We start from the raw sequence: 16,572 nt of genomic DNA, 5'->3' as shown, positions 1-16,572 counted from the left end.
AGAAAGATACGACGCGTGCAGGCCGCTCCTCCGCCACTGGTCAGACGACTGGCCCCTGCCGACATTCCTTTGCTGTATCCCCTTGTACGGATGTCGTTTCCACATATCAGCCTGCAGGAATGGGGACGCATCGGACGCAGGCTGTCGCGCCCGGCAAAACATGTGCGCGAAGGGATACTGGTCGCCCATTACGGCACGGCGCGCCCGCCCTGCGCCATGGCGACCTTCCGCCGGGGGTTTGACCTGTATTCAGGCGATACGCTGACGGCGGATTACATCATCACGCTGTCCTATGCCCACAAACAGCAGATCATCGACGCCCTGCTGCCCGCAATGGAAGTGCTGGCCCGTGAACTGGGCTGCACTGCAATCCGTACCTTTTCCTATAGTAACCCGATCACGAACAGGGACATCCCGGTCCCAAAACTGTGTTCAACAAGCCACATTACCGAACGAACAGTGAGGATCGAGCGCAATAAGGAAATAGATCGCCCCCTTTGATTGATTCACATCAAAGCCGAATGTTAGGTGGGCGTGATTTCTGCACAGATCAAATCACATCGAATATTCTTAACACTCTCCGCTGCTACCCAGTTGAGATCAAAATTAAGGTCTGCCCACGATGAAGAACGTTCGTAACCTTGCCCTGTCGGCCGTGCTTGGCGCCGCGGCGCTGACCCCGGTCGCGGTCCATGCGCAGACCGCAGCCCCCACCACCTATGTCAACGCACCGCTGGCGGCCCCTGTCGCACCGGCGCAGCCGAAGGGCCGTTGCGGCATCTTCCAGACCTGCGCCAGCACCAAGATCGGTCTGGGCCGGGGCGACTTCATGATCCGCCTGTCCGCCGTGGGCGTGCTGCCGGAAGATCGTGACAGCAAGGTCTGGCTGAACGGCGCGTCCCTGAACGGGACCCGCATCAAGACCACCAATCAGGTCATGCCGGAACTGACGTTCGAATACTTCGTGACCGACAACATCTCGCTGGACCTGATCGCCACCAGCACCCGTCATGAAGTCTCGGCAGAAGGCGGTGCAGTGGGCCGCAAGCTGGATGTGGGCAGCGCATGGGTCCTGCCGCCGACGGTGACGGTGGCGTGGCATTTCCGTCCGCACAAGCGCCTGAATCCGTATGTGGGCGTTGGCGGTACCTTCATGTGGTTCCACAACATGAACGCCAGCGGCGCGCTGGGCGGTGCGGTCAGCAAGCTGAACTCCGGCTTCACGGGTGGCCCGTCCATCAACGCCGGTGTGGATTACCAGCTCGTTGGCAACTGGTTCTTCAACTTCGACGTGAAGCAGATGTTCGTGCGCATGCATGCATGGGCTGAAAACGACAGCGAAAGCGTGAAGATCAAAGCCCACGACTCGCTTGACCCGACCGTCGTTTCCGCTGGTATCGCCTACCGGTTCTAATGACATGAACGCGGCAGACAGCACCCTGCTTTCCCGCTACGGGGGCAATCTGCCGCGTTATACCAGCTACCCCACCGCAGCGCAGTTCAGCGATGCGGTGGGTCCGGCGGACAGTCAGGAATGGCTATCCGCCCTGCCGGCTACGCAGCCGGTCTCCCTTTATCTACATGTTCCTTTCTGCGACACGCTGTGCCGGTTCTGCGGGTGCAATACCGCCGTGCTACGCGATACGGATGCACGGGCGGCCTACGCGGCCCTGCTGCATGAGGAACTGCGCCGGATCCTGAAACTGATCGGCACGGGCCGTCGTGTCACCCACCTGCAATGGGGTGGCGGCACGCCCACCACGCTGCCCGCAAGCGCCATGCGCCGGGTCATGCAGGTCATCCGCCAGAATTTCACGATCACGCCCGATGCCGAAATCAGCATCGAGGTCGATCCCCGTCATCTCCCGCCCGAATATCCCGCCCTGCTGCATGAACTGGGCTTCAATCGCGCCAGCATGGGCGTGCAGGACCTTGACCCGCAGGTGCAGGATGCGTGCGGCCGGATACAGAGCTGGGAACAGACCCGCGCCTGTCTGGATGCGCTGCGCAATGCCGGGGTGGCATCCATCAATATCGACCTGATCTATGGTCTGCCGCGGCAGGACACCGACAGCGTCACCCGCACGGCGCAGGCCGTGGCCACGCTGCGTCCCGACCGGCTGGCCGTATTCGGCTACGCCCATGTGCCATGGAAGCAGAAACGCCAGAACCTGATGCCGGTGGGTGAACTGCCGGATGCGCAGGCCCGTATCGAACAGCGCGCCGCCATCGACGCCGTGCTGCGCCATGATCACTTCCTGCCCGTCGGGCTGGACCATTATGCCAGCCCCGATGACAGCATGGCCCGCGCCATGCGGGCGGGCACGCTGCACCGCAATTTCCAGGGCTATACGGTTGATGGCGCCGCCGCGCTGATCGGGGTGGGGGCGTCGGCCATTTCCTCCCTGCCCGGTGGCATGACACAGAATGCGGTGTCATCCGCCGCCTATGCCCGGCTCATGGCGCAGACAACGGACAGCCTGCCCATTGTGCGCGGCGTGCGGCTGGAAGATGACGACCGTGTGCGCGCCACGATAATCGAACAGATCATGTGTACCATGCAGGTTGATGTGGACCAGATCATCCTTGACCATGACCTGCCCGCCAGCAGTTTCGATACCGAACTGTCCCGGCTGGCCCCCATGATGCGCGACGGGCTGGTCAGCATGACCGCGCGGCATGTCCGCGTTACCGAAAAGGGGCGTCCCTTCGTGCGCCATGTCGCCGCCGTGTTCGACCGCTACCTGTCACCGCAGACCACGCCACTCCATGCCAGCGCCCTGTAAGGACGCCTGCCTTCCCTGTCCTGCAACCGCGTAGCATCCAGCAGGTAAAACGCCTCCATGCACCCCAACTGCGTTATCGCGGCCCTTGCCAACAGCCCGGTCCAGCCATGGCCCTTTCCGCACTGGCAGCTTCATGACGTGCTGCCCGCCCCGGTTGCATCCGCGCTGGTGACATGGATGCCGGACAGTCAGTTCATCGGCGGGAACAGTGGCGGACAGCGGGCCGGGCGCAACGGGCAGCGGCTGTTCATCACGCCCGCGCGGCGGGCCGCCAGCCCCGCGCTGGACCATCTGGCCCGCCTGTTCGATGACCCGCACACCCGTGCGACATTCACCACGCAGTGCAATGCCCGGATTGAAGATGCGGCCCTGCGCCTTGAACTCTGTCTGGATGCCGATGGCTTCTGGCTTGAACCCCATACCGATATCGGGGCCAAGCGGCTGACGCTTCTGGTATCGCTTTCCATGGGGGCGGATGCCCATGACTGGGGCACGGATATCATGACGGCGGAGGGCACGCCCGTAGCGCGTGCATCGGGCGCCTTCAATTCCGGCCTGCTGTTCATTCCATCGGACCATTCATGGCACGGCTTCGTGCCGCGCGCGCTAAGCGGCGTGCGCCGGACACTGATCGTCAATTATGTTGGCCCCGAATGGCAGGCCATGAATGAACTGGCCCGCCCGCCGCGCGTCACATAGGCGCGGACGGTTGCCTGTCCGTTGCCGGTTCGATACGAAACAAACCTTTATTCCCCGCCAAAACGGTTCTAGGAAGCGTTTCCACCAAGTGTAATCCCATTCATCCCATGTCATCCCGGTCATGACGCAAGAGGACAACAGAGGCATGAGCGAGACTCCGCGCGAGACTATGGAATTCGATGTCGTCATCGTTGGCGGCGGCCCGTCGGGCCTGGCGGCGGCCATCCGGCTGCGCCAGCTTGCCCCCGACGCCAGCGTATGCCTGATTGAAAAAGGCAGCGAGATTGGCGCCCATATCCTGTCGGGTGCCGTAATCGAACCACGCGCGCTGGCAGAACTCCTGCCCCACTGGCGGGAAGAGGGCGCCCCGCTGAACACCCCCGTGACAGAGGAGCAGATGCTCTACCTGACACAGGACAACAGCCTTGAAGTCCCGTTCCTTGAACGCGTGATGCCGCACATGCGCAACCACGGCAATTTCATTGTAAGCCTTGGTGATTTCTGCCGCTGGCTTGCCGGTCGGGCGGAAGAGCTGGGGGTTGAAATCTATCCCGGCTTTGCCGGTGCCGAAGTGCTGATCGACGATGATGGCCGCGTCGCGGGCGTTGCCACGGGTGACATGGGCGTGGGTCGCGATGGCCAGCCGGGCGACAACTATGCCCCCGGCATGGAACTGCGCGCGAAATACACCCTGTTCGCCGAAGGCTGCCGGGGATCGCTGACCAAGCAGGTCATGGCGATGTACAACCTGCGCAAGGGCGTGGATGACCAGACCTATGGGCTGGGCATCAAGGAACTGTGGGAAATCCCCAAGGAAATGCACCGCCCCGGCATGGTGCAGCACAGCTTCGGCTGGCCGCTGGATGACCGGACCTATGGCGGCGCGTGGATGTACCATTTTGGCGACAACCTCGTCTCCTACGGGTTTGTGGTCGGTCTGGACTACCCCAATACATGGCTGTCCCCGTTTGACGAGATGCAGCGCATCAAGCTGCATCCGGCCTTCCGCCCGTATTTTGAAGGTGGCCGTCGCATCGCCTATGGCGCGCGCGCGCTGTCCGAAGGCGGCATCCAGTCCATTCCCCGCCTGACCTTCCCCGGCGGGGCGCTGATTGGCGATACGGCGGGCTTCCTGAACGTGCCCAAGATCAAGGGCACCCATACGGCCATGAAATCGGGCATGCTGGCGGCGGAAGCCGTGGCGGAAGCCCTGATCACCAGCCGCGTGGAGCCGGGTTCCTATACCCGCCGCATCCGGGATTCGTGGCTGTGGACCGAACTGCGCGCGGTGCGCAACATCCGCCCCGCCTTCGCCAAATTCGGCATGAAGGGCGGCGCGCTGTATTCCGGTATCGACGCCATGCTGCTGCGCGGCCGCGCACCGTGGACACTGCATACCCGCCATGGCGATAACGAGACCCTGGAACCGGCAGCCGTTTCCCCGCAGATCCAGTATCCCAGGCCGGATGGCAAGATCACGTTCGACCGCCTGTCCTCGGTCTTCCTGTCCGCCACCAATCATGAGGAGGACCAGCCCGTCCACCTGAAGGTGCGCAACATGTCGCTGTGGAAAACGGTGAACTGGAACATCTTCCGCGCGCCGGAAAGCCGTTACTGCCCCGCGGGCGTGTACGAAGTGGCGGATGAGGATACGGACCCGCGCCTGCAGATCAACGCGCAGAACTGCGTGCACTGCAAGACCTGTGACATCAAGGACCCGGCCCAGAACATTGACTGGGCCACGCCGGAGGGCGCAGGCGGCCCCAACTATCCGGGCGGGATGTAATCCGGCGGCAGGTACGGTATGTATCTGCCAAACACGTTGCCCTTATCCGAAGACAGACAGGCAAATATGCAATGAAGGTTCTCGTACCCGTTAAGCGCGTGATCGATTACAACATCAAGCCTCGCGTAAAAGCCGATGGTTCCGGCGTGGAAACCGCTGGCGTCAAGATGTCCATCAACCCCTTCGACGAAATTGCGGTCGAAGAAGCCGTGCGCCTGAAGGAAAAAGGCGTTGCGACCGAGATCGTCGCGGTCTCGATCGGGGAAGCGAAGGCACAGGATACCCTGCGCACCGCCATGGCCATGGGTGCTGACCGCTCCATTCTGGTGGAAACCGATGTGGTGACGGAACCGCTGGCGGTGGCCAAGGTGCTCAAGGCGCTGGTGGAGAAGGAAAAGCCCGACCTCATCATCCTTGGCAAGCAGGCCATTGACGATGACATGAACGCAACCGGCCAGATGCTGGCGGGGCTGCTGGACCGCCCGCAGGCGACGTTCGCCTCCAAGGTGGACGTGGCGGATGGCGCCGTGACCGTTACGCGTGAAATCGACGGCGGCCTGCAGACCATCAAGCTGGCGCTGCCCGCCATCATCACGACGGACCTGCGGCTGAACGAACCGCGTTATGCCTCGCTGCCCAACATCATGAAGGCGCGCAAGAAGCCGATGGAAAAGATCACGCCGGCTGATCTGGGCGTGGACATGACCCCGCGCCTGAGCGTGATTTCCGTGGCCGAGCCGCCGGAACGCAAGGCGGGCATCAAGCTCGATTCGGCAAGTGAACTGGTTTCGCGTCTGCGCAACGAAGCAAAGGTGATCTGATCATGACCGTTCTCGTTTATCTGGATCATGAGGGTGGCGCGATCCGGCAGGCATCGCGTTCGGCCATTACGGCGGCGGCGAAGCTGGGCGATGTCGATGTGCTGGTAACCGGTGCCGACGCGGCTGGGGCAGCGAAGGCGGCAGCGGCCATTCCGGGCGTGAAGAAGGTGATCCAGGTTGCTGACAGCACCGGCAACAGCGAACTTGCCGAACCTGTCGCAGCCCTGCTGGCCGATCTGGCGGGTGGCTATACGCATATCCTCGCCGCGTCGTCCGCATCGGCCAAGAATGCGCTGCCCCGTGCGGCAGCACTGCTGGATGTGCAGCCGATCCCCGATATCGTCGCCATCAACGATGCCGATACCTTCGTGCGCCCGATCTATGCGGGCAGTGCGCTGGCGACGGTAAAGTCCGCCGATGCGAAAAAGATCATCACGGTCCGCGCCTCCTCCTTCGATCCGGCTCCTGCCGAGGGCGGCAGCACGGTGATCGAGGAAGTCGCCCTGCCTGCGGGTCCGGGGGGATCGACCTTCATCTCGACCGAACTGTCCAAGTCCGAACGCCCGGAACTGGAATCCGCGCGCGTGGTGGTATCCGGTGGACGTGGCATGCAGAACGAGGAGAACTTCAAGCTCCTCAACCCGCTGGCCGACAAGCTTGGCGCCGCCATTGGCGCGTCCCGAGCGGCGGTGGACGCAGGCTTCGTGCCCAACGAATACCAGGTCGGGCAGACCGGCAAGATCGTGGCGCCCGAACTGTATATCGCCCTTGGCATTTCCGGCGCGATCCAGCATCTCGCGGGGATGAAGGACAGCAAGGTCATTGTCGCGGTGAACAAGGACCCGGAAGCACCGATCTTCCAGGTGGCGGATTACGGTATCGTGGGCGACCTGTTCACGATCCTGCCGCAGCTTGAAGCGGAACTCGACAAGGCAGGCTGACCCTTAGGGTCCATGGCTGCAAAAGGGGCGCGGGCTTCATTCCCGCGCCCCTTTTTTCATGTACGGCTATTCGTTTTCCAGCACGGCATGGGCGCGGGCGACCACCGTGTCATAGTCCTGCTGTGTCAGATCCCCCCGATGCAGCATTTCACTGGCCCGCGCCAGGGCGTCACGCGCATGAGGGGCGTCGGGTATGGGGTAACGTCGGCCGGGCAGGGCAAAAGCTGAATCCGGCAAGGCATCACGTTCGGCCGCTGTCAGTCTGGACATCGGGTCTTCCTCCCTAAACGAGATGGTTCCCGCAACTTCAGGAACCCGTTGCAGGGTAGAGAAAGCCCGCGCGGACAAGATACGTAAAAGACGGATGGCACCCCGCCATTTTCCGCCACACAAAAAAACAGGGTCCCCACAAGGGGGACCCCGCCAGTAGGACAACCGTGCATTGGCACTGTATCCTGTCCGGCATTTATACCGGCTATTCTTGGTATTTATGGAAGCCAGCAGGCTTCATGTGATTATGTATGCCATTCTTATTTTCAAACGTCAACAATAAATATAAATAAAAAAGGAATTTTACTTTTTTTGCACTGCACAATTCATATGTTTATTTTGCACCGCACAATCAACCCGAAGTATATGAAGAACAGCGCGTCATTTGTCTCCCGCGCCCCGGAAAACAGGGGCTACAAGGGCCTTGTGCCGACATTCATTGCCCCGCATCATACAGGGGACGGATCACCGCAGGCCCGGCCACATCATCCGCCCTGCAGCAGACAGGACACCCGATGGGGGGACAACCCACAACCCGACCACATGCGACATTCTGCACAGGGAAAATTGTCCGCCACGTCGTTGTCATGGCAGGGACGGGGGCCATTGGCCTCATGGCTGTCTTTGTCGTCGATCTGCTGAACCTTTTCTACATTTCCTGGCTGGGTGACCCGGCGCTGACCGCGGCAATCGGCTTCGCGGGCGTGGTGAGCTATGTGCAGATCGCGGTCTCCATCGGCCTGTCCATCGGGATCGGGGCGATCAGCGGCAGACTGATCGGCGCGGGCCGGATTGAACAGGCCCAGCGGGTCGCATCCTCCTTCGGCATCGTCATGGTCGGGCTGTGCCTGCTGATCGGCATCGCCACCGCATGGCTGGCGGGTCCGCTGCTGATCCTGCTGGGCGCAAAGGGGGAGGCCGCGCGACAGGCGACGGTTTTCCTTGAAATCGTCTCCCCCGGCCTGCCGCTGATTGCTGTGGGCATGGGATGTTCGGGCCTGCTGCGTGCAATCGGGGCGGCGCGCATTTCCATGAACGTGACGCTGATGGGGGCGATCATATCGGCCATTGCCGATCCGGTAATGATTCTTGGGCTGGGCCTCGGGCTGAAAGGGGCCGCCATCAGCACCATCGTGTCGCGCGCGATCGTGGCTCTGGTCGGCTTTCGCTGCGTGCGTCAGCATGGCCTGTTCGGCAGGCCGGTCCGTACCCATGTGCTGAGCGATACCAGACTGGTGGCGCAGGTTGCGATGCCCGCCATCCTGACCAATCTTGCAACGCCCGTCGGCAGCGTGTTCGTAACGCATGCGATGGCGGGTTTCGGGCTGGCGGCAGTGGCCGGGCAGGCGACCATCGAACGCATCGTGCCGGTGGCCTTCGCCTTCGTCTTTGCGCTGACGGGATCGGTTGGTCCCATCATGTCGCAAAATCTGGGGGCGGGGAAACTCGATCGCGTGCGCGAAACCCTTGTAGCATCGCTATGGCTGGTTGCAGGTTGCGTTGCGCTGACATGGATGATCCTGTTCCTGACACAGGATCTGGTGGTGCGCGTATTCTCGGCGCAGGGAACGGCGGCAATGCTGATCCACCTGTTCTGCAACTGGACCATTGCCGGTTATGTCTTCATCGGCATGCTGTTCGTGGCCAATTCCGCGTTCAACAACCTTGGATGCCCCCTGTATTCGACCCTGTTCAACTGGGGACGGGCGACGCTGGGCACCATTCCGTTTGTATGGGTGGGCATGAAATTCGGGCCTGCGGGCGTGCAGGTAGGGCAGGTTCTGGGCTGCGTGCTGTTCGGCTCATATGCCGTCATGACAGCCTTTGGCGTGGTCCGGCGGCTCCATCCCGGTGACAGGGCCACCGAACAGGCCATGCCCGTCATTCCCCCACCGCAAAGTGGCGAGGCCGGGATGATCGAACTGGATGAACTGGACCATTCAGCGTGAAACGGGGGCGGTGACGCCCCGCAGCATCGCACCGATGACAGGGCCGATACTGTCGCGCCAGTGGGGCAGTTCAAGGCCGAATACCTGCCCCAGCCGCGTGCAGTCGAGCCGCGTATCCACGGGCCGCATAGCCGGGGTGGGCCACTGCGTGGTGTCAACAGGCAGGACCGGCGGCACAGGGTGGCCATGCCGGGCCGCATGATCCAGTGCGGCACAGGCCAGTTCATGCCATGTCGCACTGCCCTGTCCCGCAACATGGAATATGCCCCGGTAACAGGGCTGCCAGCCCGCTTTGAGTATCCGTCGGGCGATATGCAGCAGGATATGGGCCAGATCCTCCACACAGGTCGGATTACCGCACTGGTCCGCCACCACTTTTAAATGCGGCCGCTTTCGCGCGGCATGAACGATGGTGTGGACAAAATTCCCTGCCCGCGCCCCGTAAACCCATGCCGTGCGCAATACCATCGCATGCGCACAGGCATGCAGGACCGCTCTTTCCCCCTCCGCCTTGGTGTGGCCATAGACATTGCGGGGGTCGGGGGCATCTTCTTCCGTATAGGGGTGGCCCTTCAGGCCACTGAAGACATAATCGGTGGAAACATGCAGCAGCGGCACGGCCTGCCCCGCGCAGAGCCATGCAAGCAGGGCCGGCCCTTCGGCATTGACCTGCCGGGCCGGGCCGGGCTGGTCTTCCGCCGCGTCCACCGCCGTCCATGCGGCGGCGTTGATAACAAGGTCAGGCCGGATTTCCTGCATGGTCCGCACGACGGTATCCGGCAGGCTGAAATCGAAATGCGGGCGCCCCACTACGGTAACCGTAGCCCCCCCGCGCCGCATCAGGGCCGTGGCGAGCTGGCCCGAACCGCCCGTGACCAGAATACGCGAACCCGAACGGGATACCATGCGCCGGCCCGGTCCGGTCATGGCAGGACGAACCAGTCAATGACACTGGAAAACGGCAGGGCCTGTTCATCGCGGGGGGACACGATGGCCTGACAGTCGCTGACGGGCCAGTCGATGCCCAGACTCTCGTCATTCCAGCGCACGCTGCGTTCACAGGCGCGGTCCCACAGGTCGGTGCATTTGTACTGCACCTCCGTATCGTCACCCAGGGTGCAGAAACCATGGAGGAAGCCGGGGGGAATCCAGAACTGGCTGCCGTTTTCCGCACTCAGGGTAACGGCGGCCCACTGCCCGAAGCTCCGTGATCCCATGCGCACATCAACCGCTACGTCCCAGATTGCACCCCGTGTGCACCGCACCAGCTTGCCCTGCGCACAGGGCGGAACCTGACAGTGCAACCCCCGCACCACCCCCCTGTGGCGTGAAAGACTGTGATTGTCCTGCACGAAGGGCGCGGTAATGCCGATTTCCGCCAGGGTGGCGGCATTATAGGTCTCGCTGAAAAAACCACGCTCATCTTCAAAACGCGGTGGAGTGAGCAGCAGCAGCCCGTCCAGGGGCAGTGTTTCCACCTTCATGATGCATGCCCCGGCGCATGCCGCTGGCAGTGCCGCGCGTGATCGACTGTCAGGGTAGAAAAGACGCCCTGATCACCCGCCCGTCCAAACTGGGTAAAAATCCGCATACCGATCCGCTCTTTGCCTGTTCCCCCGTGCGAAAACACCGGGGTTCCATCACGTTGTCCTGAAAAGCAGTCTTAACGCGATACATGTTACGAACTGATTAAGGCCAAAATGGAACAGGCCCCATACGCGACAGCATAAGGGGCTGAAAAAGACTGATTTTTATTTGAAGAGGGGGTACCAGATAAGGAATCTGGTGGAGCCAAGGGGAGTCGAACCCCTGACCTCCTGAATGCCATTCAGGCGCTCTCCCAACTGAGCTATGGCCCCACTATTCCAACCCGCGTGGCCATCTATTCTGGCCAACCGTGGTTCGGTTCGCGGGGTATAACCATTAGTTCCGGGCAATGCAACCCCCCGCAAACCGATTTATCGCATGATGATATTATCGGCCCTGAGCGCATCCAGCAGGGGCAGCAATGGCAGGCCGAGGATGGCGGCGTGATCGCCCTCGATACGGGAAAACAGGTGAATGCCCGGCCCTTCCAGCCGGTAACAGCCGACACAGGACAGAATCGCATCCCCTTCGATCGCCAGATAACGATCCAGAAAAGAATCGCTGAACGCGCGCATATGCAGCACGGGGCACGCGACATGGCGCCATGTTTCGCGGCCATCACGCATCATCACCACCGCCGTATGCAGCATATGGGCCTTTCCCCGTAGGGTGCGGAGGTGGCAGCGCGCGACCGAAAGGTTTTCGGGCTTGTCGAACCATTCCCCCGCGCAGGACAGCATCTGGTCCGCGCCGATCACGACTGCACCCGGATCAGCCCGTGTCGCCCGCGCCTTGGCGCGGGCGAGTTCGAGGGCGGTCTGGCTGGCATCCATTTCCTGTTCACGGCAATGCTGGCGGATGGCGTGTTCATCCACCTCCGCCGCGCGGCATGTCACCGAAAGACCCGCCGATTCCAGCAGGGCGCGGCGGGCGGCTGAACGGCTGGCCAGTACTATCGGGGGCGACTCCGCCTGTAACGGATGCGTCTTTAGTACTAAATTCGAGTCGCCCGGCATCACCTTCTCCGTACTGATGAAATGAAACATGAAATTCGACGCGTTCGAGTACTGGGGTACATGGGGACAGTACTCCAAACAGTTCTGCGCCGTACCGAGTACCGTGGACAACGGGTACACCTGCAGACGCGGTGGGTTGTACACAGGCTTATGTCGGTACAATCTGGATAACTCTCCCGACCCACGGGAATCCTTGGAGTCGGAAACTGTACACTCTGTGGGAAAAGTGGGGTACATTTTCGGAAGTGCGGGTACCCCGTCATCCACAGCACTTAAAGCACATCAAAAATTTTCTTTCTCTTTTCTTTTATTGTTTTGAAAGGAGCGCGCGCATCGCGCCTGCCCGCTATCCGTCGGCGGGAAAGTACGAGATAGTCCGGCCACAACGAAACAGAACGACGGATCGATGACTGAAACACGCAAACCCCTGCTCGCTACCCTGTTGGGAGAGGCAACATGGCCGCCTCCGGTATGGCTGATGCGACAGGCGGGCCGGTTCCTGCCGGAATTCCGGGCCCTGCGTGAAAAAGCGGACTTCCTGACACGCTGCATGACGCCGGACATGGCGGTAGACATCACGCTGCAGCCCATCCGCCGTTTCGGCATGGATGGCGCGATCCTGTTTTCGGATATCCTGATCCTGCCCTGGGCAATGGGTCAGTCGCTTGATTTCGTGCCCGGCAGGGGGCCTGTGCTGGGACCGGTGCGTTCACAGGCGGATCTGGAACGGCTTGATCCCGGCCGGGTCACAAAAGCGATCGAGCCGGTCATGGAAACCCTTCAGCGGCTACGCAGGATCGTGGACGGGCCGGAAGCAATCGGTCCGGCCAGACCGGGACAGGTCACGCTGATCGGTTTCGCGGGCGCACCGTTCACCGTGGCGTGCTACATGGTCGAAGGCCATGGCTCGCGGGAGTTCGAGGAAACCCGCAGGCTTGCCTATACCGACCCGGCCTTCTTCGATCGGCTGATAGACCTGCTGACCACCGCGACGGCTGACATGCTGTGCGCCCAGATCGAAGCGGGCGCGGAAGCGGTCATGCTGTTTGATAGCTGGTCCGGCCTGCTGCCACCGTCGCAGTTCCGCAGGCATGTCATCGAACCTGCGCGGCGGATTACCGAAATCATCAGGTCGCGCCATCCCGGCACGCCTGTTATCGGCTTCCCACGTCTTGGCGGGCTTATGGCGATTGAATACGGGCATCAGACCGGCGTGAACGCCATGGCGCTCGATACCGGGGCCGATATGAAGGCCGTGGCCGCGCAGGTGCCTGATACGCTGGTGCTTCAGGGTAATCTCGACCCGATCCGCGTGCTGGCTGGCGGGGAAGGCATGCGCGCCGAAGCCCGCGCCATCCGTGACGCCATGAAGGGACGGCCGCATGTGTTCAACCTTGGCCATGGCGTCATTCCCGCCACCCCGCCCGAGCATGTCGGCGACCTGATCAAGACCATCCGGGATGTGTGAATGATGCTGCCTGCCGCCCTGCGCCCCGATGGCGCGCTCAAGCTGGTCATCTTTGACTGTGACGGTGTCCTGATCGACAGTGAGGGGCCGTCATGCCGGATGATCGCCCGCTCTTTACGTGAACACGGGCGCACGATCAGCGACGAGGACGCGGTCCACCGTTTCGCGGGGCATGCGCTGACCGCGCTCAAGCATGAGATCGAACAGGCGGAGGGCATTACCCTGCCGGCCGACTGGCCCGCGCAGATGCAGCGCAACCTTGTCTCCCTCATGCGCAATGAGGCTGAAACCATAGAAGGCGCGCCCGCCATGCTGCGTGGCGTGGCCGCACTTGGCCTGCCCTACCGCATCGGCTCCAACTCCTCGGTGCAGGAAATGGAGGCGAAGTTTGGCCGGACCGGTCTGGATGCCCTGATCGTGCCAACGTGCATCCACTCCGCACGTGATATGGGCTGTCCCAAGCCGGACCCGGCGGTCTATCTCGCGGCGGCACAGGCACAGGGCGTGCCGCCGGGCGAATGTATCGTGCTGGAAGATACCGAAACCGGCGCCCGTGCCGCACGTAGCGCCGGCATGGGCTGCGTGCTGCTGCGCTCCGCCGAACTGCCCGCACCGTCATGGCCGGGCCTGCTGCGTATCGCGCATCTGGATGAATTCGTGCCGTTGCTGCGCCAGATCATGGCCAGCCAGCGGGGGGATGCGAACGGAAATGGCTGAAGTGCTGATCCCCTTCATGCTGTGGATCAAGGCCTTCCATATCATCTCGCTCATCGCGTGGATGGCGGGCGTGTTCTACCTGCCCCGCCTGTTCGTCTATCACTGCCAGGTGGCGGTGGGATCAGCGGAATCCGAACGTTTCAAGGGCATGGAATACCGGCTGCAGCGGTTCATCATGCTGCCCGCCATGATCAGCACCTTCGTATTCGGTGGCCTGCTGGCAAGCATTCCGGGTCTGGTGGACTGGCATGCAGGCTGGTGGATGACCAAGCTTGCGGCGGTGATCGCACTGGCGGGTTTCAACGGGGCCTGCGGACGGTGGCGGCGGGATTTCGCCAATGATCGCAATACCCATACCGAACGGTTCTATCGTATCGCAAATGAAGTGCCGACCGTTCTCATGATGATCATTGTCATCATGGTTGTTGTCCGCCCGTTCTGAAAACAGGCGGACAACAGCAGCCACGGATCAGAGCAGGGACGAACCCTGCTTCAGGACCGCGTTACAGACCTTCGTGCTGACCTTCTGCTTCAGGTTCCCGCTGAGCGAGGACAGGGAGAAGGTATTGCCGGTGCCCGTATCCAGAATACCCTTCTGGCCGTTGGTGTACTGGCTGCCGGTGGTATCCATGCCCGCCTTCTGCTTGAGCGAGGACAGCAGCGTGGTCGGGCTGTTGCCCTGCAGGTAGTTGTTCTGCACGCAGTAGCCAAGCAGGCCGGTAACGTTGGAAGGGGCGAGGGAGGAAACGGAGGGAACGTTCAGCCCGCTGCCCGAAAGCAGTCCCGCCGCATTACCCAGTCCACCCGACGAGCCACCGCCCGCGAGGCCGCCAAAACCCTGCGCATGCGCGGGCGTGCCCGACAGGGCCGCGGCCACCGGCAGGGCGGCGAGCAGGGCCAGGAAACGGTTTGATGTCTTCATGTGATATAACTCCTCAGATCACGGTCGCGGGAATGGCAGGGCCGGTATGGTCCTGCCCGTCTTTCCCTACGGGCCGCGGGAACGGGTCGCGGCGGGTCAGGCGACCCCAAGCATCAGCATGCCATAGATTTTGGCCATCACCGGTATCAACACATACTGGATGAGCAGAAGCAGCACGAGCGGGCTGAGATCGATGTTGGCCACATTCGGCAGGATATTGCGGATCGGACGCAGCACCGGTTCGGTCATGCGGTACAGGAAATTGGACATCTTCCAGACAATCTGGTTGCGCGGGTCCAGAATGCCGAAACCGATGAGAAAGCTGAACAGGCAGGCCAGCAGCACGACCCATGTATAAAGCTGGATAAGTTCAAACAGCAGCTGAAAGATGATGGAAATCAACGGGCCAACTTTCATAGATGACGGGAAATGGAATTTAGTGTCCGTGGCGTGCGCATACAACTGTCATGAAGTCGCCGGATCGGGCAGAAAACAGGTTCAGGACCAGAAAATGGGCCTTGACTTGCGGGGCAGGGACGGTATTTATCGCGCAAAGATGTGGGGCTGTAGCTCAGATGGGAGAGCGCCTCGTTCGCAATGAGGAGGTCAGGGGTTCGATTCCCCTCAGCTCCACCACATCCTTTCCTTAAAAAATATATCGCCTGTTATGACCGCGCCGGATGGCGGCAGCATTTTACGCGTCCGTGGCTTCGTGTTCCGGCAGGGCGATGAGTTCGATTTCCGCAAGCTGGCCGGGCGTGTCGAAATGACTGACCAGCCGCAGCGTGGTCGCGGGACAGGTACGGCCGAACAGGTCGTGAAGGAGCGGAAAGCAGGCGTTGAACCCTTCGGTTTCACTCAGGATGAATACGATACGGGTTACATCCTGCGCCGTCATGCCCTGTCGGGTCAGGTTGCTGATTCCGACGGAAAGGGCCTGCCGGATCTGGGCGAACACATCGGGCGGAAACTGCCCGGTCTGGGCGTCGATACCCGTCAGGTGCCGGATCTGTATTTCTGGCGGCGGGCGAAACGGCGTATTTTCTTGCATCCCCCATAGAATCACAAAATGGTCATCTTTTGTCCATAAAAATTTTTCTTTCCCCGAAACGACGGCTTTCGGATAAGTCTTGATTTATGACCGTTCCGATCCAGATCCATGCTTCATGCGCCGCACGGCGCGGGCAGGGCATTCTGCTGACCGGGCCGTCGGGGGCTGGCAAGTCCGACCTGTTGCTGCGCCTTGTCGATGCGGGTTACGATCTGGTGGCGGATGACCGTGTCTGCCTGCATGATGGCTGGGCCAGCGCGCCACCGAAACTTGCCGGCCTGCTGGAGGTTCGTGGTATCGGGATCATACGCATGGACTGGCGTGCGCGGGTGCGGGTGGCTGCGGTCGCGCGACTGGTGGGGGTAGCAGACTATCCACCCCGGCTGCCGGGTCATCCCGGACATGACAGGCTGACGGGCCTGCCGGAGTTTTTTATTGATCCCGCACTGCCATCCGCCGTGGCGCGGATCGGGCTGGTGCTGGACTGTACCGCCGGGAACAGGCACCTGCTGGATGAAGGGCAGATGTGATGCTGCCACCACTTTTCATGATTGTCTTT

Annotated in this window: 19 protein-coding genes and 2 tRNA genes; 13 read left to right on the top strand and 8 right to left on the bottom strand. The window is 61.7% G+C overall.

Annotated elements, in window-relative coordinates; translation table 11 throughout:
• Positions 1-90: 90 nt before the first annotated feature.
• From KSAC_RS09595 to KSAC_RS09565, 7 genes are all read left to right on the top strand, one after another.
• Positions 91-501 (top strand): hypothetical protein, encoded by a 411-nt coding sequence (locus KSAC_RS09595; protein ID WP_243705180.1) that lies wholly within the window; start codon positions 91-93, stop codon positions 499-501.
• Positions 502-622: 121 nt separating this feature from the next.
• Complete coding sequence (locus tag KSAC_RS09590) at positions 623-1,414, top strand: OmpW/AlkL family protein (protein WP_102324962.1); 792 nt, start codon at positions 623-625, stop codon at positions 1,412-1,414.
• A gap of 4 nt (positions 1,415-1,418) precedes the next feature.
• Positions 1,419-2,786 (top strand): oxygen-independent coproporphyrinogen III oxidase, encoded by a 1,368-nt coding sequence (gene hemN, locus KSAC_RS09585; RefSeq protein WP_132305219.1) that lies wholly within the window; start codon positions 1,419-1,421, stop codon positions 2,784-2,786.
• 57 nt (positions 2,787-2,843) lie between these two features.
• The gene (locus tag KSAC_RS09580) at positions 2,844-3,485 is read left to right on the top strand and encodes a hypothetical protein (protein ID WP_102324960.1); all 642 of its coding nucleotides are present in this window, start codon (positions 2,844-2,846) and stop codon (positions 3,483-3,485) included.
• 145 nt (positions 3,486-3,630) lie between these two features.
• Complete coding sequence (locus KSAC_RS09575; RefSeq protein WP_132305217.1) at positions 3,631-5,271, top strand: electron transfer flavoprotein-ubiquinone oxidoreductase; 1,641 nt, start codon at positions 3,631-3,633, stop codon at positions 5,269-5,271.
• 71 nt (positions 5,272-5,342) lie between these two features.
• Positions 5,343-6,092: an electron transfer flavoprotein subunit beta/FixA family protein gene (locus KSAC_RS09570; protein ID WP_102324958.1), complete on the top strand. Its 750-nt coding sequence runs from the start codon at positions 5,343-5,345 to the stop codon at positions 6,090-6,092.
• Positions 6,093-6,094: 2 nt separating this feature from the next.
• Positions 6,095-7,033 (top strand): electron transfer flavoprotein subunit alpha/FixB family protein, encoded by a 939-nt coding sequence (locus KSAC_RS09565; RefSeq protein WP_132305215.1) that lies wholly within the window; start codon positions 6,095-6,097, stop codon positions 7,031-7,033.
• A gap of 66 nt (positions 7,034-7,099) precedes the next feature.
• Here KSAC_RS09565 and KSAC_RS09560 read toward each other — a convergent pair whose 3' ends face one another.
• Positions 7,100-7,303: a hypothetical protein gene (locus KSAC_RS09560; protein ID WP_132305213.1), complete on the bottom strand. Its 204-nt coding sequence runs from the start codon at positions 7,301-7,303 to the stop codon at positions 7,100-7,102.
• 515 nt (positions 7,304-7,818) lie between these two features.
• Between KSAC_RS09560 and KSAC_RS09555 the strand changes: the two genes are divergently transcribed.
• On the top strand, positions 7,819-9,252 hold the full coding sequence (locus KSAC_RS09555; protein WP_102324955.1) for an MATE family efflux transporter: 1,434 nt from the start codon (positions 7,819-7,821) through the stop codon (positions 9,250-9,252).
• Here the strand turns inward: KSAC_RS09555 and rfbD are convergent.
• From rfbD to KSAC_RS09535, 4 genes are all read right to left on the bottom strand, one after another.
• Complete coding sequence (rfbD, locus tag KSAC_RS09550; RefSeq protein ID WP_243705179.1) at positions 9,244-10,179, bottom strand: dTDP-4-dehydrorhamnose reductase; 936 nt, start codon at positions 10,177-10,179, stop codon at positions 9,244-9,246. The two genes, KSAC_RS09555 and rfbD, sit on opposite strands and share 9 nt — an antisense overlap.
• A complete protein-coding gene (gene rfbC, locus KSAC_RS09545) occupies positions 10,176-10,736 on the bottom strand; it encodes a dTDP-4-dehydrorhamnose 3,5-epimerase (RefSeq protein ID WP_132305211.1) in 561 nt (186 codons plus the stop codon). The genes rfbD and rfbC overlap by 4 nt, the downstream gene beginning before the upstream one ends.
• Before the next feature lie 299 nt (positions 10,737-11,035).
• Positions 11,036-11,111, bottom strand: a tRNA-Ala gene (locus tag KSAC_RS09540).
• A gap of 99 nt (positions 11,112-11,210) precedes the next feature.
• Positions 11,211-11,855 (bottom strand): Maf family protein, encoded by a 645-nt coding sequence (locus KSAC_RS09535; RefSeq protein WP_243705178.1) that lies wholly within the window; start codon positions 11,853-11,855, stop codon positions 11,211-11,213.
• Between the two features lie 406 nt (positions 11,856-12,261).
• Between KSAC_RS09535 and hemE the strand changes: the two genes are divergently transcribed.
• From hemE to hemJ, 3 genes are read left to right on the top strand one after another with little or no spacing between them, the layout of a single operon-like run.
• A complete protein-coding gene (gene hemE, locus KSAC_RS09530; protein WP_110546830.1) occupies positions 12,262-13,323 on the top strand; it encodes a uroporphyrinogen decarboxylase in 1,062 nt (353 codons plus the stop codon).
• Positions 13,324-13,326: 3 nt separating this feature from the next.
• Positions 13,327-14,040 (top strand): HAD family hydrolase, encoded by a 714-nt coding sequence (locus KSAC_RS09525; protein WP_132306214.1) that lies wholly within the window; start codon positions 13,327-13,329, stop codon positions 14,038-14,040.
• Entirely contained in the window at positions 14,033-14,482 is a 450-nt protein-coding gene (gene hemJ, locus KSAC_RS09520; protein ID WP_110546831.1) for a protoporphyrinogen oxidase HemJ, read from the top strand. Before KSAC_RS09525 ends, hemJ begins: the two co-directional genes overlap by 8 nt.
• A 27-nt stretch (positions 14,483-14,509) precedes the next feature.
• On the opposite strand, the gene KSAC_RS09515 is transcribed toward hemJ, so the two are convergent.
• Positions 14,510-14,962, bottom strand: a complete 453-nt coding sequence (locus KSAC_RS09515) for a YjjA family protein (protein ID WP_102324949.1) — start codon at positions 14,960-14,962, stop codon at positions 14,510-14,512.
• A gap of 96 nt (positions 14,963-15,058) precedes the next feature.
• A complete protein-coding gene (locus tag KSAC_RS09510; RefSeq protein ID WP_102324948.1) occupies positions 15,059-15,379 on the bottom strand; it encodes a YggT family protein in 321 nt (106 codons plus the stop codon).
• 143 nt (positions 15,380-15,522) lie between these two features.
• On the opposite strand from KSAC_RS09510, the gene KSAC_RS09505 reads away from it, so the two are divergent.
• A tRNA-Ala gene (locus KSAC_RS09505) sits at positions 15,523-15,598 on the top strand.
• A gap of 58 nt (positions 15,599-15,656) precedes the next feature.
• Here the strand turns inward: KSAC_RS09505 and KSAC_RS09500 are convergent.
• The gene (locus KSAC_RS09500) at positions 15,657-16,013 is read right to left on the bottom strand and encodes a RidA family protein (RefSeq protein WP_102324947.1); all 357 of its coding nucleotides are present in this window, start codon (positions 16,011-16,013) and stop codon (positions 15,657-15,659) included.
• Positions 16,014-16,099: 86 nt separating this feature from the next.
• Here KSAC_RS09500 and KSAC_RS09495 point away from each other — a divergent pair, with 86 nt between their 5' ends.
• Positions 16,100-16,543 carry an HPr kinase/phosphorylase gene (locus KSAC_RS09495; protein WP_132305207.1) on the top strand — a complete coding sequence of 148 codons (444 nt, stop codon included), beginning with the start codon at positions 16,100-16,102 and terminating at the stop codon, positions 16,541-16,543.
• The last annotated feature ends 29 nt before the right edge of the window (positions 16,544-16,572 follow it).

Source organism: Komagataeibacter saccharivorans, assembly GCF_004348195.1.
Lineage (GTDB): Bacteria > Pseudomonadota > Alphaproteobacteria > Acetobacterales > Acetobacteraceae > Komagataeibacter > Komagataeibacter saccharivorans.
The sequence above is the reverse complement of the archived record's forward strand: the minus strand, read 5'-3'. Positions and strand labels throughout refer to the sequence as shown.